Consider the following 22,157-nt stretch of genomic DNA (forward strand, 5'->3'; position numbering starts at 1 on the left):
TTATTATTTGGGGGATAAATTTTAATGCAAATAAAATTAAAAGATAAATATTTTTAAGAAGTATTTATTATATTAAGGTAATTTGGAGGATAGATATGAATAAATTGACAAGTTTTTTTAGTATTAATAAAAAAGAAGCTACAGTATCAATTGAAGATCAAAGAAAGATGTGGTTAAAGGAATTCTTAAAAGCATTCTTAGTTGTATTTTCTGTGTATGCTTCTATGTATTTAATTAGAAATAATCTTAAAGCTGGACAACCACTTTTAAAAGAACAATTAGGTTTTACAACATCTGAACTTGGATATATAGGTTTTGGATTTTCTATAACTTATGCACTTGGTAAAACATTGTTAGGATATTTTATTGATGGTAAAAATGCAAAGCGTATAGTGTCATTTTTACTTATGATGTCTGCAACAATGGTCTTTGTAATCGGTCTTATACTAATATCAGGAAATAAATGTACTGGAGCTGTATTAATATTATGGGGATTAAGTGGATTTTTCCAAGCACCAGGTGGACCAAGTGCTTATTCAACAATTACTAGATGGACCCCTACTAATAAAAGAGGTAGATATTTAGGATTTTGGAATATGTCTCATAATATAGGGGGAGCATTAGCAGGAATGTTAGCATTATGGGGAGCAAATAAATTTTTCCATGGTAATGTGGCAGGAATGTTTATTGTTCCATCAATAATAGCAGCTGTTATTGGTTTTACAATGTTATTTGTAGGAAAAGATGAGCCAGAAGAGTTAGGTTGGAATTCTGCAGAAGAAATATTTGGTGAAGTTAAAGCTGAAAATAGTGCTGAATTAAATAACATGAGTAAATTTGAAGTGTTTAAAAAATATGTTTTAAAAAATCCATGGATTTGGGTCTTATGTGTAGCAAATGTTTTCGTTTATATAGTTCGTATAGGAATAGATAATTGGGCTCCTTTATACGTTACTGAACAATTACATTTTGCAATGGGTGATGCAGTTAATACAATATTCTATTTTGAAACAGGTGCACTTATTGGTAGTCTTAGTTGGGGATTTATATCTGACTTATTAAAAGGAAGAAGAGCAATAGTTGCAGTATTCTGTTTAATACTTACTGGATTTGCAGTTTTAGGATATAGATATGCTACAAGCGTTACAATGGTAAATGTTTCACTATGCGCTCTTGGTGCATTAATATTTGGACCACAATTATTAATAGGTGTATCTCTTGTGGGATTTGCTCCTAAAAAAGCAATTGCTGTTGCAAATGGTTTAAGTGGTACTTTTGGATATTTATTTGGAGATTCTACAGCTAAAGTTATGCTAGCTAAAATAGCTGATCCTAAATCATCAGGTGTAAATATTGGTGGAATGTGCCTTCACGGATGGAATGATGTATTTATTATATTCTATGGTGCACTTATAATTGGAATTTGTCTTTTATTAGTTGTTGCTTATGGTGAAGAAAAGAAGATAAGAAGCTTAAATAAAATTGAAAAAGAAGTAGAGGAATTAGTAGCATAATATATAAATAGTATTCAATAATATAAGAAAGATAAATTTATAAATAAATAATTTTTGAATAACAAAATTTTGTTTTATGCAGTTGTTTTTTATAATCAACTGCATATTTTTATTTTAGTACTTTTAATTAATAAATATATATAGTTTTTAATGTTGACTTAATAAAGAAAATATATTAACATTATTGAAAATGATAATGCATATCATTTAATAGGAGGGGCAGTAATGTATTTAATTTATTCTTTAGTATTAGTCACAGTATTAACATTAATATTTTCACATCTTATTCGAAAATATTCAAAGGTATTTTATGGACTAGCTTCAAGTATAGCTGGTCTTGTTATGGTTTATGAAATATTTAGATTAACAAATAGCTTAAAGTTAGAGGGCTTTATGGGAAATCTAGAAAAAGCATTTATGAAGGGAAATGTTTCTATTTCATTTTTTGTACTTGTTATGTTTGCTGGTGCTTTAAATAAAAAATGGAATATTACTAAAAAATTATTGAGTGTTAGAGCTGAAATTGCTATTTTAGGTTCAATACTTATTATTCCACATTGTGTAATGTATGCAGTTAGATTTATAAATAAATTAATAGTTGGAAAACCAATAACAATTTTTTATATAGTATATTTACTTATTGGACTTATAGGATTTTGTATAATGATTCCTTTATTTATAACATCATTAAAAAGAGTTAGAGCTAAAATGAGTTATAAGGAATGGAAGAAACTTCAAAGATTAGCTTATCCATTCTATTTTATAGCTTATATACATATAGTATTAGCGTTGTTAAACAATAAGTTAGATTGGGTTAAATTAATTACATATACAGTTTTATTTGTAGGATACTTTATTTTAAAGATTGTTAGAGAGAAAAAGCAGTGGGATAAATTTAAATATTAATTTATACTATATAAAAGTAGTGTGATTATAGAATTAAATAGAGAAAATAGTTTTGATTGCTTAAGAAAATGGTATCACTATAATATTTTATACAAAGTTAGTAACATCCACTTTTAGTTGGATGCTTCTAACTTTTTATAATATTAATATACTATTAGGGATAATTGTGATTATTATACTATATAATGTTATTGTGTATAAAATATTAAATTGTAAAAATAATTGCATAAATAAGGAGATGTTTCTGTGATAAAAAATAAAACTAAAATATCAACATTAATTTTAGTTGCATCCATAGCTATAATGCCTAGCTCGGCTTTTGCTTCAACAACTAACTTTAAATTATCAGCAGATAAAGTTGCTGCATTACATGAAAATAATAATGAACAAGTTACTACTTCAAAAAATAATAATGATGTTTCTATATATGAAAATGGTAATGAAGAAAATTATAGTTATGAATCTATGATAAATGAATATATCTTTTTATCAAAAAATGAAAAAGATATTCTAATAAATACTAATAAGCAAGAAGAAGATATCTATAGTAAAATTGATAAGATTTATGAGGGGCAAGAAATATTAAGTTCGGAAAATAAATCTAAGATAATAGCATATGAGAAAGAAATATATAATTTGCAAAAGAATACTAAAGATATAAATAAAAAAATTAGTATATATAATAACAAAGAGTTAGTTGAGAGTTATGCATTTTTATCACAAGATGAAAAAAATCTTCTATTAGAAACATATAATCAATTTGATGACATATACGAAGAAAGAAATGAATTATTTAATGGTAATACATTTGATGAATTGAATTCACAAGAAGAAGGAAAATTAAAAGAATATGATGATAAAATTAATGTTTTAGAAAACAAAATTAAAGATATAAAGCAAAAAATCAATATAGATACAAATGAGAAAATAATAAAAGAACATACATTTTTAACACAAGAAGAAAGAGATAAATTATTAAATGCTTATAATGAAATGGATTATATAAATTTAAAGATAGATGAATTTTATGTTCTAAATTCACAAGAAAATAACCCAAGTAGCAAAGAATTAACAGAACTTAAAGAGAAACTTAATAATACACGCAATTCAATTAAGGACTTAAATAAAAAAGTACGAATTCACTGTGATAAAGAAGCCATAGAAAAGTATACGAATCTAACATCTGATGAAAAAGATACATTATTAAAAATATACAATGATGTATATGAAATAGAAGATAAACTAGATAAAATATATAACGACAAAGACGAATTATCAACTCAAGAACAAAAAGAAGCTGATAAATTAAATTCCCAGATAGATATCTTATATGAAAAAATATATACTCTTGAAGAAAAAAGTATTAATTAAGTACATATATTTTGTATAACAAATGTATATGAATTTAAAATGTATTTTAGGAGCAATATCCAATGTTAATATTGTACTAGGAAAAAATATTAACAATAGTAAAAATATAGTATAATAAATGTTTTTTTAATGACGAAATAAGTTGTTAGAAAAGCATTTTATTTTTGCGATTTTTTATTTAAACACAAAAATTTATTGAGAAATTTTTAACATTTATCTATAAAAATACTCTAAAATTGTTGATTTATATAATATATTGTTATTTTTTTAACTTTTATAATTTTAATGTGTTGAAATTTGTTTTTAAATATGATATATTTACTTTTGAAAAGTTAGTTGTACATACAAATGAGGAATTATATATTAAAGTTTAAGTTAATATAACTAACTTTCAATGAGTTACTAGTAATTTATCGAAGATACAACTAAAAAAATTTTAAATCAGAATGATAAAAAATAAACAATTATTTAAGGGAAAATTTACAAATAGGAAGAAGATGAATATGATAGAAAAGAATATAGTAGAAAAAGACAAATTAACACCTAAAGATTATTTAAATAAAGTTTTGGCTGGAACTGCAACTGGAATTGTTGTAGGATTAATTCCAAATGCAATTCTAGGTTCAATATTTAAAGGACTAATAGATGTTTCTCCAATATTTTCCATTCTTTACAATGCTGTAAGTATTATGCAATTTATAGTTCCAGTTATTGTAGGTGTATTAGTAGGATTACAATTTAATCTTAATCCTATGCAATCAGTTATTGTTGGATCAGCAGTATTCTTAGGCTCAGGTGCTTATAAAGTCACAGAACATGGAGTACAAATGGTTGGTATAGGCGATTTAATAAACATAATGCTAGTTGCATGTATAGCTGTATATGTTGTTAGATTAATAGGAAATAAATTAGGATCGTTAACAATATTATTATTACCAATTGTTGGAGCTGGTGTGGGTGTTATTGGAATGCTTATGCTTCCATATGTAAGACAAATTACTATAACAATAGGAAACTTAATTAATAATTTCGCAGTGTTACAACCATTATTAATGTGTATTTTAATTAGTGTTTCATTCTCGGTTTTAATTATTTCACCAATTTCAACTGTAGCAATAGGAATTGCCATAGGAATAACAGGACTAGGTGCCGGAGCAGCTGCTATTGGGGTTACTGCTTGTACAGCTGTTTTAGTAATTGGATCAAGAAAAGTGAATGAAAGTGGAGTTACTTTATCTGTGTTATTAGGAGCCATGAAAATGATGATGCCGAATTTAGTTACCTATCCAATAATAGCAGTACCTATTATTGCAAATGGTATCTTAAGTGGAATAGGTGCTTATCTGTTTAATATCTTAGGTACACCGAATAGTGCTGGATTTGGATTAGTTGGATTAGTTGGTCCTTTAGCGGCTATAAATAGTTCGGGATCAATTATTGGAGTATTAATAGCATTTGTGGTTATACCTTTTGTAGGTGCATTTGTTATTGATTGGTTCTGTAGAAAAGTTATACATTTATATGATGAAAATATTTTTAAATATATTTAATTTGTAATTGAAGCAAAAGAGGAGAGTGAATTGAAATGAAAATTGCAATTGTTGGAGCAGGAGCTATGGGCTCACGTTATGGATATATGTTACATGAATCTGGAAATGAAGTTTTCTTAATAGATGCATGGAAGGATCATGTAGATACTATAAATAAAGAAGGATTAACAGTTGAAGAAAATGGAGAATGTAAGAAGGTAAAAATACCAGCAATGTTACCAGAAGATGCTAAAGAAGTTCCAGACTTAGTAATTTTATTTACTAAATCAATGGGATTAGAATCTATGTTAAAATCTGTAAATAATATTTTAGGAAAACATACAAGAGTATTATGCCTATTAAATGGATTAGGTCATAATGAAACTATTGAAAAATATGTTGATAGTAAAAATATACTTATGGGTGTAACTTTATGGACAGCTGGATTAGCAGGTCCTGGACATGTTGTATTAACTGGAGATGGAAGCTTAGAAGTACAAAATATTGATTCTAATATGGAAGTAGAAGCAAGAGAGATTTGTGACATATTAAATCAAGCAGGATTAAAAGCTCATTATAGTGAAAATGTTATATTTTCAATATGGCGTAAAGCATGTGTAAATGGAACTTTAAATAGTTGTTGCACAATTTTAGATTGTAATATTAAGGAGTTTGGAGAGCTAAAAGAAGCTCCAGAGCTTATTCGTAATATTATAAAAGAATTTGCTGATATTGCTGCTAAATATGGAGTAGAATTAAATGTTGAGGAAGTTGCAAAAGGAATAGAAAAAATATATGATCCAAGCCAAGCTGGAGAACACTATCCATCAATGCATCAAGATTTAATTCAAAATCATCGTCTTACAGAGATTGATTATATAAATGGATATGTATCTAGAAAAGGTAAAGAATTTAATATAAATACAGAATGTAATGATTTATTAACAACTATGGTTCATGCAAAAGAACAATTACTTGTTAAATAAATACAGTTATTTAAAAAGTTGATTATTATTTAAATAGTAATCAACTTTTTTTGATATTATTTATACAATTAAATAACGATCTTGATAATAAAATATAGGGTAAAGAAATACTTTTATATAAAATAGTGGTATTAATTTAGTTGCAAATTTTAAAAATTATCTTTAATATATTATTTATATAGATAAAATTATAAAAAATTAGAACGGAGGGCATAATGCTTGAACAAAATTTTTGTGAGTGTTTATTTTTCACTGCAACTAGATTAAAAAAGATAGCAGCCAAAATAGCTGAAGACGAGTTAAAGCCACTAGGATTATCTCCTACATATGTATATATACTTCTTGGCGTAAAGTTTAAACCTGGAATAACACAAAAGGAATTAAGCAAAGAACTTCACTTAAAACCATCTACAATAACGAGACTTATAGATAAATTGGTTATAAATGGTTTAGTTGAGAGACGAGCTGAAGGAAAATTATCTCATATATATTTAACTAATGACGGAGAAAAAATTCAAGAGGATATACAAAAGTACAGATTAAAGTTACATAATCGTTATAGAGAAATATTAGGAGAAGACTATAATTTATTAACCAAGATAACAAATGATTCTGCAAGGATATTAGAATCTAAGTAGAGCGTTATACAAGTAACTCAAATGTGGACAATGTATTAAAAATATATTATAATAAATGCTTTTCTAATGACGAAATAAGTTGTTAGAAAAGCATTTTATTTTTTGCAACTTTTTATAATCATTAATTGTCTAATAGATGTAATAAGGCATTTAAATAAGTTACAGTCTATTTATAAAGAAAGCTTAGCTAATATATATATATATTAATACTTTAGTATTCTTTTAGAATTTGTGGTATGGGTGTAAAAATAAAAATCATTATGTTAAGGGAGATAATATGATTAATGAAAATACGTTAGTATATAGATTTTATAATAAAAGTCTAATGAAAAATAGTTTGGTAAAAATGGCCATGAAAGGAGATTCAGAAGCATTTACAAGTTTAATAAAGGAAAATAAAACATATCTTTATAAAATTGCTTATAGTTATGTAAAAAATGAACAGATAGCTTTAGATATATTACAAGAAAGCACATATAAGGCATTTATTAATATAAAAAAACTAAAAAAAGAAAGTGTTTTTAAAACATGGATAACAAAAATAGTAATAAATGAATGTATAAATACAATAAGAAAAAATGCAAAAATTACTTATTTAAATGATAATGATATATTGATTAAAAAAGAGTTTATATCTACTGAGGAAAAACTTGATTTATATGAAGCAATTGATAAATTGAGAAATAACTATAAAACAGTAATAATCCTTAAGTATTTTAATGATTTATCGTTAAGAGATATATCTTATATTATGGAGATACCAGAAAATACAGTTAAAAGTCATTTGAAAAGAGCTAAAAATGATTTAAGTAAAATTTTAAAGGAGGACTTTTTAAATGAATAAGAACTATGAAAATATTAGTATACCAGATAATATAGATGATTTTATAGATATTGGGGTAAAAAGAGCTGTAGATTTAAAAAATATTAAAAGAAAAAAACTTATTAGAAGAAATTTAGGGATTACAGCAGCTTCCTTAATTATTGTTTTAACTATAGGGTTTTCAAATCCAGCATTAGCAGCTAAAATACCTATTGTTGGAAATGTATTTCAAGCTATTGAAAAAAATATATACTTTCCAAGTAATTATTCAGAATACTCTACATCAGTCAATGAAACAGCATACTCTAATGGAGTAGGTGTAACTTTGTCTGATATATTATGCGATGGACAATCTTTATATGTAACATATATTGTTGAGAGTGAAAAGCCTTTTAAATATACGTCGTGGGGAGAGGCACCTTTAACAATGAATCAACTTATAACAAGTGAAGAATATAATAAAGTAGATTTCTCTAATAAACAACTAGACAATACAGGAATTGCTGGTCTTGAAGGAAAATTTATTGATGATAATACTTTCGTCGGTATGGAAAAGTATAAACTGTCATCGCTAAAAATATCTATCCCAGATGAATTTATATTTCAAGTTAAATACATATCATTTCAAACTGATTCAGTAGAAAATGATGAAAAACGTGATGTGAAATCTGGTACATGGGCTTTTAAAATACCTGTAAAAGTGAATAAAGATATTAAAAGAGTTGTAAATCTAGATAACATAGGAAATGACAGTGTAAATTTAAACTCGCTATCAATAACACCTTTTGATATGATATTTAGTTTAACTTATAACAAAGGTAAGTGGAGTGACTATGAAGTTTCGATTTATGATGAAAATAGAGAAGAACTTAATTTTTCAGATAGTAGTATAGATGAAGATAATAAAACTGAAAATATTATTTTTAAAGCACCTTCTAATGAAAGTAAAAATATTAGGGTTATAATAAATAAACCCATATTAGAAAAGGGCGAAACAATAACTGAATCAAAAGGTCAAAGTGAAACTTCCTATAAAGAGATTGGAAAAGAATTAATATTTGATGAGATAATAAATATTAAATAAATATTCAACTTTAATCAAAGTAAATAATAGATAGTATATAAGATAAGGATGATGTAAGATTTTTATTATCTAAATTATATAATATGTGGAAAGTGAAGAGAAATCTATAAATTACAACTCTTAAATAAAATATGGATTATATGGAAAAATAATGATATAATATATTAAAAAAGGGGGGAGATAACAATGAAAATAAAAAGAATGCTTATGTTAATACTAATTACAATTTTTATTATGCCAACTTCGGCATTTGCAAATACTCGGAACAACAATATTAGGGTATCTTTTAATGAGATTAATATTAATGTTAATGGAGTTAATTTTGAAAGCGATAATATGGTATATAATGATACTATTTATTTACCAATATGCAATCTTTCAAAACTACTTAACTTATCTGTGCATTATTATGAACCTACAAATACAATATACATTGGACAAATGCCTGCGGGGAGTGTTGGTGAATCTTGTAAATTATATGAGGAACCCAAAGATGTAATTCCAAAAGGAGTAAATGATATTGATGTAGCATTTAATAATGTTAATATTCAAGTTCATGGAGAAAGCATTAATTCTAGGAATATATTATATAAAAATACAACTTTTGTTTCTCTAAAATCAGCATGTGAAATTTTGAATATGGGCATTGGATATTATGCTCCTACATTAACTGCATATGTAGTGAAACCTGTTAATCAAAATCAAGCGCCTTATGATGATTATAAAAATGAGTTTTCAGATAAGCAGAAGAAATTATATGTTGAATCAGGAACTGGAGATATGCAAGGGTGGCAAAAAATTAGAGGTCATGAATATGAGGACATAGTCGAGATTCATTATAAATTAAATGGAAATATGAAAACAGTACAAGTAAAAGATATAAGAAATATTGATTTAAACAAAGTTGTTGAATGGGTAGATGATAATGGTATAAAGAGATATAATTCTGTAAGATATATATATCAAATGTTTAACCATTTTAGTTCATATTCAACAGAATGGTGTTATAATAAATTTGGTAATCTTTATATGGATTGGCTAAAGGTTAACTCTGTGGATGGTGAGAGGATTGTATCAGATTATTTAGAAATGCAAAGACAAAACAATAGAATATAATACTTATTCCAGATGCTGAATTTAAAACTATACAGTCATAGATCGAGATAATAAACATAAAATAAATATTCAACTTTAGGCACATTCAAAAAAATAATAGCCTAGTATGCGCATCTATTTTGCGTCATATTGTGTCAGCAAATTTAGCTAATAGCCCGCTATTAACTGAACTTGCTTCCTTGTTTGACACAGAATATATAATGCCTCTTTTGTCTATTTCATGTGTCTTAATCAAAATAAAGAATATACTCATAGTGAATATTATGTAGATGATAAAACTATTTTTGAAGTTAGAGTTTAAAAGAAATAGTAGCTTACTAATTGAAAGTGAAGCTACTATTTTTGTATTTAGAATAAGGTATGGAGAATCGTACCATAAGTAATATAAATATCTTAGTTAAAAATGATTATAATTGTTTTAGGCTAACTAAAGTTAGAATAAGTGATGTATAATATACTAATAAATTTATAAATTAGGAGGTGACTTGATGTTTGTAATATTTAGCTTCGTTAAAATAATATAGTACTCTTTAAAAGAATAGCTATAAAAAGAAGCGACCTCATAAAGAGTTACTATAAATCTTATTATGAGGAGAATTGAAATATGAAATATATAAATGCTGAAGAAGTATTACCTAGAGAGTTGCTATACCAAATTCAACAATATATACAAGGTAATTTAATATATATACCAAAGTATGATAATAGAGAAAAGTGGGGAGAAAAAACTGGTGCAAAAAGAATTATGTTTGAAAGGAATAATCAGATAATTTCAATGTACGAAAATGGCTACAATATAAAAGAGATATCAAAAAAATATTATTTATCAGAACATACTATAAGAAAAATAATAAATAAGAGTAGATAAGGAATTTTTTATGTGTATAGTTAGAACATTAAAGAGACAAGAATTAGATAAGGTTATGGAAATATGGAAGTTAAGCACAATTAAAGCACATAAATTTATTGATAAAAAATATTGGGAGAATAATTATGATGTTGTAAAAAATGTGTATATACCTACGGCGGATACTTTTGTATATGATGATGGACAAGAGATTATAGGATTTATAAGTATAATAAATAATGAATTTATAGGTGCGTTATTTATAGATATTGATTATCAAGGCTTGGGAATAGGTAGTAAGTTAATTGACTATGTAATTAATAAGTATAAAAAATTAGAATTAGCAGTTTATAAAGAAAATCAAGATGCTGTTGAGTTTTATAAAAAGAAAGGTTTTAAAGTAATTAAAGAACAACAAAACGAGGATTCAGGTTTTGCTGAATATATAATGGAAAACCTCATTTAGAGTAGTTACGGAGAATCATACCATAAGTAAATGATGTTTTTACTAAATTTGGATTTGAAATGATATAAAGTTATGTTGAACAGTTAACTAATAATATATTTAATAATATTTTATTAGTTACAGGCTGCTAAACAAAAACATTGACAGTAAAAATGCTGTGTGATACTATTTGAAGTGATTATTTTATAAAAAAGGAGACTTGAAGAGATGATTTTAGTTGTTCTTAACTAAACTATTAAAATTAAATAGTTTAAGATGCTTTAAAGTTCTAGTATGGAACTTTAATTAAGTGTGCATTTTAAGAACAATATCTTCTATTAAACTCTTTTATAAAAAATAAAGTAACTTTAAATACACATATATTATATATGCTTATTTTTGTTAAGCTAAAATATATGTTTTGTATTAAATTTAATTTAAATATAATAAAAGATTTTTAAATAAATTAACTCCCCCTAGATGATATTGTTTGTCTATGGGGAGTTTTAATTTTGTATTAAGAAAGGTGGAAAAATTTATGGGTTTAACAAGAGTTACAGAAAGGGTTTATTATCTTATTAATGACAGAGAAACTGACAGATCCGTGCTTGGATATATTAAAGGAGATAAGATATATGGATAAATTTGGACCAAATCCAAATAGTATTTACCCTAATGAAAATATAAAGAGCATTTGCTATATAAAAAATGTTATTAAAAATCCTAATATTCAGGTTGGGGATTACACTTATTATGATGATATAAATGGAGCAGAAAAGTTCGAAGAACATGTTACTCATCATTATGAATTTATAGGTGATAAACTTATTATAGGAAAATTTTGTGCTATTGCAAAAGGCATAGAATTTGTAATGAATGGTGCAAATCATAGAATGAATTCTGTAACAACTTATCCTTTTAATATTATGGGGAATGGATGGGAAAGAACTATACCTACCCTTGAAGATTTACCTCTAAAAGGTGATACTGTGGTTGGTAATGATGTATGGATTGGACAGAATGTTACAGTAATGCCTGGCGTGCATATCGGAGATGGCTCAGTTATTGCTGCTAATTCTGTGGTAACAAAAGATGTTCCTCCGTATCATATTGCTGGGGGGAACCCTTGTAGAATTATAAGAAAGAGGTTTGATGATGAATTAATAAAATACTTATTAAGTTTAAAATGGTGGGATTGGACTGAAGAAAAGATTTTTAAAAATCTTGAAGTGATTTGCAGCTCAGATTTAGATGAAATTAAGTATATAAAATAACTTTTTAAAGTGTGTGTAATTTTTCATAGGAGAAATTGGGGAGTCCATATGGTTTCTGTTATTAACTCTTACTATTGAGATAAAAGAAAATCATGGTGGAAGATGTAGAGAATTTATTTGCCAAATCCATGATAAAAACTACAAATGTGAGGTAATGATAAAAAAGATTATATACTTACAGCAAAAAAGAAAATGATTAATTTAATGAGCCATAGATTAGTTTTATATAGTTTATGGCTTAAAGATTAAATTGATAAGATGTAATAACTACAGAACAAATAAATTAAAAGGGGGGATGCATATGTTAATAAATTTAATCAGATTTATTGAATTAAGCTCCGAGCAAAGACTGTAATATAAATCAAAACATGACTTGCCAGGGGTTTTATATAAAAATTTAAATAAGTGTTTTGTGCAGTTTTTGCTTAATTATTTACCCCAAAAGTAAATAGGAGTAGATAAAATGAAATATAAAAAAGCACAAGATGTATTACCTAAAGATATTCTTGAATTAATTCAAGAATACATGGATGGTGGTTATTTATATATACCAAGAAAATTTAAAAATAAGAGGTCTTGGGGTGAATCAAGTGGTTCAAAGCTTGAGATAAGAGAAAGAAATATAGAGATATATAATAAATATAAAGACGGTATGTCAGTTAAAGAACTTGCTGAAGAATATTATCTATCTCAAAGTAGTATAAGAAGAATAATATGCCAACATAATACATATTAAAGTGGATACTTAGTCTGAGGCTAAGTATCCACTTTTTTATATAAAGAGAGTTGCAATTTTCATTTGTGCTCAAAATCTTTACAGAGGTATTCTCAAACGTGCAATAAGCAAAGAGTGTATGATAAAATTAGATTAAATTATAAAACATAATATGAAAAAACTTAAGCTGATTTTTTATAAAATAATTTTAATAAAAGTAGATGGTATTTAAAGATAACAATTTTGATTCTAAAAATTGCTATAAAATTAATAAAGTGAGGTATAAGTAAATGATAAGTAAACAGAAGATTGAAAAAATTAAAAGAGTAAACCCTTCAGCTATTCCGCCTCCTGTGGGAAAATATAGTCATATAACAAAGATACCAAAGGATGCTGAGATTTTTGTGACTTCAGGCCAAGTAGGTGTGGGTATAGATAACAATATTCCTGAATCAATTAATGATCAAGTGAAAAATACGTTTAAAAATATTGCTAATTTATTAGCATCTCAACAATTATCCGCTGATAATGTAATTAAAGTTAATATTTGGGCAACTGAAGAAATTGATTGGAATTACTTATATGGTAAGTGGGATTCATTGTTTGGTACAGAATATCCTTCAATGACTATTGCATATATAAGTGCATTAGGGTTGCCTGAATTAAAAATAGAAATAGAATTATGGGCTGCAAAATAATCAGTTTAATAAGCCATAAACTAGTTTTATATAGTTTATGGCTCATTTTTATTTAGTAAAAGTTATTAAGGTTGTATCATAAAAAATACTAGGATAAGATATAAGAATATAATGCAAATAAGGGAAGGGAAAAATTAAAAATGGATGAAAATTTATTAGTTAATAATAAAATATATACTTAATAATGAATGAGAAAACTAAGAAGGTGATTTTAGGCTTTACACCAAATAATATTTCATCTTATGAAAAAACTTTGGTAAATGAAGAGGATACTACTCTTTTTATTAAGATTGGAAAAGATAATCCATTTAAAACAGAAGATTTAATGTTCCCTGTATTGTCTCATGCATAATGATAAATAAAGGGATGGGACATCGGAGAAAACTATGGATTTTACATTGGAAATCTGGACAAGGTATTGTTGAGGATTAATTTATATTTAGAATAAGAAATTATGAACCGTACCACAAGTAATGAAGTTATAAGTAATATATATTCAAATATTAAATTACTATGCTATAATTATTAGAATTTACTAATACTAAATTTTAGATTGGAGATTAACATATGATGAATACAGATGTGTTTATTAATATAATGAGTAATTATAGGAATATAGCTTTAATGATAAGTATTTTTGCTAGTGTAATTATAGCAGTATTAGGAGTAATTCCTTCTATATTTGTTACTGGTGCTAATATTATTTTCTTTGGTCCTATAAAAGGTTTTTTTATATCATTATTAGGAGAGACTATAGGTGCAGCTATATCGTTTTGGTCATATAGAAAAGGTTTTAAGAAAAAGGTAGAAAACTTTTCAGTTAATAATAGATACTTAAAAAAATTAGTGAAGAGTCAAGGCAAAGAAAGCACTTAACTAGTATTTTTTAATAAGATTATTACCTTTATATATGTTAATAAATGCTTTTATAATTAATGAAATATTTTGTTATGAAAGCATTTTATTTTTGAATTTTTTAGTGATATACTAAATTAGTTATTATAAAGAATCAGCAAGGATGAAGTATAAACATGGAAAATAAAAATTATTTGTACGATAATTATTTAAATATGGCTAGAAATTTAAAAAGTGAGAGAAACTTATTAAAAGCTTTAAAATTTTATAAAAAAGCATATGCATTAAATGTAGGTAAAACGGATATAGAATTTTTACTTGATATGGCATTATTATATGATGAAATTGGTTTGAGAAAAGAAGCAGAAGAAAAATATTTAGAAATAATTAATTTAGATGAAGATGAACCCAGAGCTTATTATGGTTTAGGAACTATATATGATGAATTAGGCGATTTGTCAAAAGCAAAAGAGTATTACAAAATATCAATACAAAAAGATTCAAGTTATGATAAAGCATATTTCTTTTTAGCCAATATATATGATGAATTAGGTGATAAAAAAAAGGCAATTTTAAATTATAAAAAAACTATTGAATTAAATAACAATGATTTATGGGGATATGCGAACTTAGCTTGCATTTTTGAAGAATTAGATAGAAATGAAGAAGCGTTAAAATATATAAATAGGGCTCTAGAAATAAATCCTAAACATTATAGAATATTGTTTAACAAAGCTGTAATATCAAATAAATTACATAAGAAACAAGAAGCTATAGATTATTATAAAAAGTCTATAAAAGCAAATCCTACATATACATATAGTTTTTTAAATTTAGCTGTTATATATAGGGAAGATAATGATTTTACAACTGCAATAAATGTAATAAATAAAGGAATAGAAATAAATCCAGAAGAAGGATTCTTATATTACAATAGAGCTTGCTTCTATGTTAATACAAAGGAATTATTAAAGGCTTTAAAAGATGTAGAAAAGTGTATAGAGCTAAATGATTTATTCTTAGATTATATGAAAAAAGATAAAGAACTTGATCCTATAAGAGATTTAAAGGAATACAAAGAATTTATAAACAACATTTAATAGAATAATATGGTATTATTTTATATAGTGATGCAAAAATTATGTGTTTTAAATATGTGTTCATATATGTAATAGGTAAAGTGGCATTGTAATTTTTAGTTTTCTTAAGTTCAATTACTCTCGTCAGCTTTGCTTATACATATATGAATACTTTGCTAAAATAAATATTAAAGAAAGTGGGGGCGAAGGCTTATGAAGGAAACTTTTACAGAAGGTTTAGAGATTTCAATGGATAATCTTTATAAAACAGGAGCATTTTTAACATGTGGAGACGAAAATAAAGCTAATACTATGACAATTAGCTGGGGAAGTGTAGGTTATATTTGGAGACGACCTATATTTATGGCACTAGTTAGAGAAACAAGATATACTAAAGAATTTTTAGATTCTGGTGATAACTATACAGTTAGTATACCATTTGAAGGAAGTATGAAATCAGCACTTACTATATGCGGAACAAAATCAGGTAGAGAGATAGACAAAGAAAAAGAAGCTAATATAAAATTTATACCTAGCAAAAGTGTAAGTAGTCCTATAGTTCATGGATGTAATAAATATTATGAGTGCAAAATAATGTTTAAACAAGAGATGGATTTAGATAATATTGATCCTGAAATAAAAAATAAATTCTATGGCGAAGGTGAATCAAAGCATGTCTTATATTTTGCTGAAATATTAGAAAGCTATACTAAATAATAAGTATTTATCTATGTTTTAAATATGTTATTAAACAGAGTCTTTTATTTTCACAATAAAAAGCTATTACTTAACTGGGTTGTCCAATTAAGTAATAGCTTTATTGTTATTTTAATGATTATTTTCTATAATTAATTTGTGATAAATTAGGTGTATGTTCAAATTCGATTGGTTCGTTCTTATATAAGAATTTTACTCCATCAATCCACTCACCTTTATATTTTACTTGAAGAAAAGTTTCTAATAAACTATTTTCAGATATTTCTCCACCGGTAGAACCTTGTAATTTATTAGCTGCCCAATTAGGTTTCTTTAAATCAGCATTGCTAGTTACACCTTTATTAACTGCACTTTCATCTAAGTTTATAGTAGCAATTTTTTTGCCATCTACAGTATCAATAGATTTTACTTCTATTGGTAAGTTATCAAATGTTTTTTCAGAAAGAGCCTTTGATAACTTCTTTAATTTATCTTCTAAACTTAAATCTTTGTTTAGCTCAATAGTTGAAATTTCTTTTATTTCCATATTATCTGCATCTTCAGTATATATAGAGAATGCCTCAGTTTCTTTTTTATTATTCTTATCATTTTTATCATCTTTAGAAGTATCAGTAGGATTGTCCTTTTTGATATCATTCTCATTATCTGTCTTTGGATTCTCTACTACAGTATTGTCTTCTGGTTTTGTATTAGTGGCTGAATTTGAAGAACAACCTACTAAAGCTATACTTAACATTAGAACTGTAGCTAAAATCAATTTTTTTACCATTATTCTTTCCTCCCTATTTAAAAAAATAAGTAATACTTTAAAATATCATAACAATTATAGCATATGTATTCAATAATTAAAAGTTTGGGGATATGAAGAAAATAATGGTAAATAACGAAAATATATTTTCAAAATAATTGACAATTTATTTTGAATGTAGTATATTTTGATTATCAAAATGTTTGATTGCAGAAATTAAATTACTAAGTCAAATATTTAATGTTTTATCTGGAGGAAAATAAATAGATGAATCAATCAAAAAAGATAGTCAATCAGATATTAGTAGAATTATTTAATGATATTTTACAAATAGAAGAACAAACAATAAAAGAAGGAGTAATTTCAGATCTTTCAATTACTGAAATTCATACTATTGAAGCAATTGGAATGTATAAAAAAAGAACTATGTCTGAAGTAGCTCAAGATTTAAAAATAACAGTTGGAACATTAACAACTGCAATCAATAAACTTATTAAAAAAGGTTATGTAGAAAGAAGCAGAATAGAAGAAGATAGAAGAGTTGTTTTAATTGCTTTAACTAAAAAAGGAAAACTAGCTTATAGATTACATGAAAAATTTCATAATGATATGGTTAGTAACTCAATAGAAAGCTTAACACAACAAGAAGAAGCAATGCTAATTTCAGCATTAAATAAGATAAATGAGTTTTTAAGAGAAAAATATAAATTGAAATAATTAAGGAGAAAAGTATGAATATTAAAATAGGGGGAGTAGGGGGATATCTACCATCACTCGTTGTTACAAATGATAAAATTAGTGAATTTGTTGATACTAATGATGAGTGGATAGTTGAAAGAACAGGTATAAAAGAACGTAGAATTTCAGAAGGTGAAAATACTTCGGAAATTGCTGTGAAAGCCGCTAAAGTTGCCCTTGAGAGAGCAAAGATTGATTCTGAAGATTTAGATTTAATAATAGTAGCAACTATTACTCCAGATATGTTTATGCCATCTGTGGCGTGTTTAGTTCAAAAAGAATTAAATGCTAATAAGGCTGCGGCATTTGATATAAATGTTGCCTGCTCAGGTTTTGTATTTGCATTAGAAACTGCAAATTCATTAATGAAATCATTAAATTACAAGAATGCACTTGTTATAGGTGCAGAAACACTTTCTAAAGTTATTAATTGGAATGATAGAGGAACATGTATATTATTTGGTGATGGTGGTGGAGCAGCAGTACTTGTAAGAGATGAAAAGAATGGAATAATTAATTCCTATTTGAAAACAGATGGGAAAAAAGGAGATTCATTGACTATAGGTGCGCTTGATTTTAACACTCCTTTTACTAAAGAAAATTTTATTAGCAACCAATATGTTGAGATGAATGGTAGGGAAGTTTTTAAATTTGCAACTTCAGCTATTATTAAAGGAATTGATGGTGTATTAGAAGGTACAGATGTTTGCTTAAATGATATAAAGTACATAGTACCTCATCAAGCTAATATAAGAATATTAGATTATGTTGCTAAAAAATTAAAGATAGATATAAATAAGTTTTATATAAATTTAGATAAAACAGGAAATACATCCTCAGCTTCAGTGCCATTAGCTTTAAATGAGTTATATGAAAAAAATCTTCTAGAAGAAGGAGATAAGATACTTTTAGTAGCTTTTGGTGGTGGATTAAGCTATGGAGCTACATTACTAGAATGGTAAAAATTAAATTATTAGGCTATGTTTTAGTAAAGTGTTGAGATATTAATATATAAACAGATACTTAAAATATAGTTAACTATTAATTTAAAGATAAATAAAAAAAGAGACATCAAGGAGGAAAAAATTATGTTATTTGAAGAAATTAGAGATATAATATGTGAACAATTAGGTGTAGAAAAGGATGGAATAACTTTAGAAACTACATTTGAAGATTTAGGAGCAGATTCTTTAGACTTATTCCAAGTTGTAATTGAATTAGAAGAAAAATTCGATATTCAAATAGAGGAAGTTGAAAAGTTAAAGAGCTTAAAAGATGCAGTTGAATATGTAAAGAATAAGACGAATAATTAAAATTTAAAATACTAACATCCAAGTTAAGTCGGGTATGCAAATAAGTATTCCCGATTTAATTATATAATATAAGTATTTTTGTAAGAACACTATTAGGAGGAATTATTTGTGGCAAATAATAGAGTATGTGATCTACTTGGTATAAAGTATCCAATATTTCAGGGAGGTATGGCTTGGATCGCAGATGCATCTTTAGCAGCAGCGGTAAGTGAAGCAGGTGGAATTGGAATAATAACAGGAGCAGCACCAACAGAATGGGTAAGAAAACAAATCAGAGAAGCTAAAAAATTAACAGATAAACCTTTTGGTGTAAATATAATGTTAATGTCTGAAAATGCAGAAGAAATAGCGGAACTAGTATGTGAGGAAAATATAGCTATTGTTACTACTGGAGCAGGAAGTCCAGGTAAGTACATGGAAAGATGGAAAGCAAATAATATAAAGGTAATACCAGTTGTTGCATCAGTAGCCCTTGCTAAGAGAATGGAAAAAGCAGGAGCAGATGCAATTATAGCAGAAGGTACAGAATCAGGTGGTCATGTAGGTCAACTTACTACAATGGCATTAATTCCACAAGTTGTAGATGCAGTAAGCATACCAGTTATAGCAGCAGGTGGAATAGGTGATGGAAGAGGAATTGCAGCTTCTTTTATGTTAGGAGCAGAAGGAGTTCAAGTTGGAACTAGATTTTTAGTTGCAAGAGAATGTACAGTAAATCAAAATTATAAAGATAAGATATTAAAAGCTAAAGACATAGATACAGAAGTTACAGGTAGATCTACAGGTCATCCAGTAAGAGTGCTTAAAAACAAACTATCAAGAATGTATGCTAAGTTAGAAAAAGAAGGTATAAGTCCAGAAAAATTAGAAGAATTAGGAGCAGGTACTTTAAAGAAAGCAGCAGTAGATGGTGATGTGGATAATGGATCTATAATGTCTGGACAAATTGCAGGCTTAATTAATAAAGAACAAACATCAAAGGAAATTATTGAAGAGATGTTTGAAGAAGCAAAGCAAAGGTTTGTGTTGTTTGGAGGAAATCATGAATAGTGAAAATATTGCATTCCTTTTTCCAGGTCAAGGTGCCCAATATGTGGGTATGGCAAAGGAATTCTATGATAAAATACCAGAATGTAAAGAAATAGTTGATAAAGCAGAAAAAATATTAGATATGCCAATAAAAGATATGCTATTTAATGGTCCTGAAGAAGTTTTAATGCAAACAGAAAATGCTCAACCTACAATAGTAGTGGCTTCTTTAGTAGCATTAAAAGCTTTGGAAGTAAATAATATTGAAGCAAAGTATACTGCAGGATTAAGTCTTGGTGAATATGCTTCACTAATTTTTTCAGGAGCGCTTTCTTTGGAAGAAGGATTACTTCTTGTAAAAGAGAGAGGTAGAATCATGGGAAATTCTCTTCCAAAAGGTCTTGGAAAGATGGCAGCTATTTTAAAGCTTGATAATGAAAAATTAGAAAATCTATTAGAAAGAGCAAGTGAGTTTGGCATTGCAGAAGCAGCAAATTACAATTGTCCAAAACAAGTAGTTATAGCTGGGGAAAATAAAGCTATTGATGAAGCAGTGAAAATTGCAAAGGAACTTGGAGGATTAGGAATACCTTTAAAGGTAAGTGGACCTTTCCATAGTTCATTATTAAACAATGCAAGTGAAGAATTTTATAACACATTAAAGAATACAAATATAAATTCATTAAATAAAGTTGTATATTCTAATGTGAAAGGGTTACCTTATGATAAAGAAGATGATTTTAAAGAGTTATTAAAAAGACATATAAGATCATCTGTACTTTTTGATAAGACTATTGAAGATATGATAAAAAATGGAGTTAATACATTTATTGAAGTTGGACCAGGTAAGGTTCTTAGTGGATTTGTAAAGAAAATTAATAGAAGCGTTAAAGTATTAAATATAGAAGATATGGAATCATTAAATAAATTATTATTAACATTAGAAGAAATTTAGCTTAAGGAGGATTTTTATTAATGCTAAAAGGAAAATGTGCAATTATTACAGGAGCTGCAAGAGGTATAGGTAAAGCAATTGCTTTTAAATTAGCCTCTCTTGGTGCAAACATAGTATTGAATTATAGAAGTAGCGAAGAAGAAGCAAAAATAGTAGCTTCTGAAATAGAAAAAATGGGCGTAGAAGTTTTAACTGTTAAAGGTGATATAAGTAAGTTAGAAGATGTAGAAAATATTATAAGTGAAGCAAAAAGTAAATTCGGAATTATAGATATTATTGTAAATAACGCTGGAATAACAAAGGATACCCTTATTCTTAGAATGAAAGAAAAAGACTTTGATGATGTTATAGATGTAAATTTAAAAGGAGTTTTTAATTGCTTAAAATCAATCACTCCTGTCATGGTCAGACAAAAACATGGAAAGATAATAAACATTTCATCAGTAGTTGGTGTTGCAGGTAATGCAGGGCAAGTAAACTATGCAGCTTCTAAAGCAGGAGTTATAGGCATGACAAAATCTTTAGCTAAAGAACTTGGCGCAAGGGGTATAAATGTAAATGCAGTTGCACCAGGATTTATTGAAACTGATATGACTAGTGTTTTAGGTGAAAAAGTTAAAGAAGAAGCAAAAAAGAACATACCATTAAAAAGATTTGGAACTCCAGAAGATGTAGCTGGTGTTGTAGCGTTTCTTGCAAGTGAAAACTCAAACTATGTTACAGGTCAAGTTATAAATATTGATGGTGGAATGGTAATGTAATGGAGGAGTATAGAGT

At 26.7% G+C, this 22,157-nt stretch carries 24 protein-coding genes and 1 pseudogene; 24 read left to right on the forward strand and 1 reads right to left on the reverse strand.

Annotated elements, in window-relative coordinates:
• The first annotated feature begins 95 nt into the window (after positions 1-95).
• From uhpT to RGC78_RS04900, 18 genes and pseudogenes are all read left to right on the forward strand, one after another.
• The gene (gene uhpT / locus RGC78_RS04815; protein WP_309556140.1) at positions 96-1,514 is read left to right on the forward strand and encodes a hexose-6-phosphate:phosphate antiporter UhpT; all 1,419 of its coding nucleotides are present in this window, start codon (positions 96-98) and stop codon (positions 1,512-1,514) included.
• 225 nt (positions 1,515-1,739) lie between these two features.
• Complete coding sequence (locus tag RGC78_RS04820; RefSeq protein WP_309556141.1) at positions 1,740-2,420, forward strand: ferric reductase-like transmembrane domain-containing protein; 681 nt, start codon at positions 1,740-1,742, stop codon at positions 2,418-2,420.
• Between the two features lie 246 nt (positions 2,421-2,666).
• Entirely contained in the window at positions 2,667-3,791 is a 1,125-nt protein-coding gene (locus RGC78_RS04825; protein ID WP_309556143.1) for a hypothetical protein, read from the forward strand.
• 503 nt (positions 3,792-4,294) lie between these two features.
• On the forward strand, positions 4,295-5,341 hold the full coding sequence (locus tag RGC78_RS04830) for a PTS sugar transporter subunit IIC (RefSeq protein WP_309556145.1): 1,047 nt from the start codon (positions 4,295-4,297) through the stop codon (positions 5,339-5,341).
• A 35-nt stretch (positions 5,342-5,376) separates the two neighbouring features.
• The gene (locus RGC78_RS04835; protein WP_252213021.1) at positions 5,377-6,306 is read left to right on the forward strand and encodes a 2-dehydropantoate 2-reductase; all 930 of its coding nucleotides are present in this window, start codon (positions 5,377-5,379) and stop codon (positions 6,304-6,306) included.
• Between the two features lie 215 nt (positions 6,307-6,521).
• Positions 6,522-6,944 carry a MarR family winged helix-turn-helix transcriptional regulator gene (locus RGC78_RS04840; protein ID WP_252213020.1) on the forward strand — a complete coding sequence of 141 codons (423 nt, stop codon included), beginning with the start codon at positions 6,522-6,524 and terminating at the stop codon, positions 6,942-6,944.
• 277 nt (positions 6,945-7,221) lie between these two features.
• Positions 7,222-7,788 (forward strand): sigma-70 family RNA polymerase sigma factor, encoded by a 567-nt coding sequence (locus tag RGC78_RS04845; protein ID WP_252213019.1) that lies wholly within the window; start codon positions 7,222-7,224, stop codon positions 7,786-7,788.
• Positions 7,781-8,851 carry a DUF4179 domain-containing protein gene (locus tag RGC78_RS04850; protein WP_252213018.1) on the forward strand — a complete coding sequence of 357 codons (1,071 nt, stop codon included), beginning with the start codon at positions 7,781-7,783 and terminating at the stop codon, positions 8,849-8,851. Before RGC78_RS04845 ends, RGC78_RS04850 begins: the two co-directional genes overlap by 8 nt.
• Before the next feature lie 186 nt (positions 8,852-9,037).
• Complete coding sequence (locus RGC78_RS04855) at positions 9,038-9,967, forward strand: hypothetical protein (protein WP_309556147.1); 930 nt, start codon at positions 9,038-9,040, stop codon at positions 9,965-9,967.
• Between the two features lie 604 nt (positions 9,968-10,571).
• Positions 10,572-10,835, forward strand: coding sequence for a CD3324 family protein (locus RGC78_RS04860; RefSeq protein WP_309556148.1), 264 nt, complete (start codon positions 10,572-10,574; stop codon positions 10,833-10,835).
• Between the two features lie 10 nt (positions 10,836-10,845).
• Positions 10,846-11,280 carry an N-acetyltransferase gene (locus RGC78_RS04865; RefSeq protein WP_350339620.1) on the forward strand — a complete coding sequence of 145 codons (435 nt, stop codon included), beginning with the start codon at positions 10,846-10,848 and terminating at the stop codon, positions 11,278-11,280.
• Positions 11,281-11,894: 614 nt separating this feature from the next.
• Positions 11,895-12,533, forward strand: a complete 639-nt coding sequence (locus RGC78_RS04870) for a Vat family streptogramin A O-acetyltransferase (protein ID WP_309556149.1) — start codon at positions 11,895-11,897, stop codon at positions 12,531-12,533.
• A gap of 463 nt (positions 12,534-12,996) precedes the next feature.
• Complete coding sequence (locus RGC78_RS04875) at positions 12,997-13,269, forward strand: CD3324 family protein (protein ID WP_309556151.1); 273 nt, start codon at positions 12,997-12,999, stop codon at positions 13,267-13,269.
• A 269-nt stretch (positions 13,270-13,538) separates the two neighbouring features.
• Positions 13,539-13,946 carry a RidA family protein gene (locus RGC78_RS04880; RefSeq protein WP_309556152.1) on the forward strand — a complete coding sequence of 136 codons (408 nt, stop codon included), beginning with the start codon at positions 13,539-13,541 and terminating at the stop codon, positions 13,944-13,946.
• Positions 13,947-14,136: 190 nt separating this feature from the next.
• Positions 14,137-14,298, forward strand: a pseudogene (locus tag RGC78_RS04885) (GNAT family N-acetyltransferase); the annotation flags it as partial.
• Between the two features lie 215 nt (positions 14,299-14,513).
• The gene (locus tag RGC78_RS04890; RefSeq protein WP_309556155.1) at positions 14,514-14,822 is read left to right on the forward strand and encodes a VTT domain-containing protein; all 309 of its coding nucleotides are present in this window, start codon (positions 14,514-14,516) and stop codon (positions 14,820-14,822) included.
• Between the two features lie 155 nt (positions 14,823-14,977).
• Positions 14,978-15,901: a tetratricopeptide repeat protein gene (locus RGC78_RS04895; protein ID WP_252212995.1), complete on the forward strand. Its 924-nt coding sequence runs from the start codon at positions 14,978-14,980 to the stop codon at positions 15,899-15,901.
• Positions 15,902-16,093: 192 nt separating this feature from the next.
• Positions 16,094-16,597 carry a flavin reductase gene (locus RGC78_RS04900; protein ID WP_309556158.1) on the forward strand — a complete coding sequence of 168 codons (504 nt, stop codon included), beginning with the start codon at positions 16,094-16,096 and terminating at the stop codon, positions 16,595-16,597.
• Positions 16,598-16,715: 118 nt separating this feature from the next.
• Here the strand turns inward: RGC78_RS04900 and RGC78_RS04905 are convergent, their stop codons facing one another.
• On the reverse strand, positions 16,716-17,366 hold the full coding sequence (locus tag RGC78_RS04905) for a hypothetical protein (protein ID WP_309556159.1): 651 nt from the start codon (positions 17,364-17,366) through the stop codon (positions 16,716-16,718).
• A 246-nt stretch (positions 17,367-17,612) separates the two neighbouring features.
• Here RGC78_RS04905 and RGC78_RS04910 point away from each other — a divergent pair, with 246 nt between their 5' ends.
• From RGC78_RS04910 to fabG, 6 genes are all read left to right on the forward strand, one after another.
• Positions 17,613-18,062, forward strand: coding sequence for a MarR family winged helix-turn-helix transcriptional regulator (locus tag RGC78_RS04910; RefSeq protein WP_252212989.1), 450 nt, complete (start codon positions 17,613-17,615; stop codon positions 18,060-18,062).
• Positions 18,063-18,076: 14 nt separating this feature from the next.
• The gene (locus tag RGC78_RS04915; RefSeq protein ID WP_252212988.1) at positions 18,077-19,045 is read left to right on the forward strand and encodes a beta-ketoacyl-ACP synthase III; all 969 of its coding nucleotides are present in this window, start codon (positions 18,077-18,079) and stop codon (positions 19,043-19,045) included.
• Between the two features lie 126 nt (positions 19,046-19,171).
• Positions 19,172-19,396, forward strand: a complete 225-nt coding sequence (locus tag RGC78_RS04920; protein WP_252212987.1) for an acyl carrier protein — start codon at positions 19,172-19,174, stop codon at positions 19,394-19,396.
• A 108-nt stretch (positions 19,397-19,504) separates the two neighbouring features.
• The gene (gene fabK, locus RGC78_RS04925; RefSeq protein WP_252212986.1) at positions 19,505-20,446 is read left to right on the forward strand and encodes an enoyl-[acyl-carrier-protein] reductase FabK; all 942 of its coding nucleotides are present in this window, start codon (positions 19,505-19,507) and stop codon (positions 20,444-20,446) included.
• Positions 20,439-21,380 carry an ACP S-malonyltransferase gene (fabD, locus tag RGC78_RS04930; protein ID WP_309556161.1) on the forward strand — a complete coding sequence of 314 codons (942 nt, stop codon included), beginning with the start codon at positions 20,439-20,441 and terminating at the stop codon, positions 21,378-21,380. Before fabK ends, fabD begins: the two co-directional genes overlap by 8 nt.
• Positions 21,381-21,400: 20 nt before the next feature.
• The gene (fabG, locus tag RGC78_RS04935) at positions 21,401-22,141 is read left to right on the forward strand and encodes a 3-oxoacyl-[acyl-carrier-protein] reductase (RefSeq protein ID WP_252212983.1); all 741 of its coding nucleotides are present in this window, start codon (positions 21,401-21,403) and stop codon (positions 22,139-22,141) included.
• Positions 22,142-22,157 lie beyond the last annotated feature (16 nt).

Origin of the sequence: Clostridium aquiflavi, from assembly GCF_031344075.1 — a bacterium.
GTDB classification, from domain to species: domain Bacteria; phylum Bacillota; class Clostridia; order Clostridiales; family Clostridiaceae; genus Clostridium; species Clostridium aquiflavi.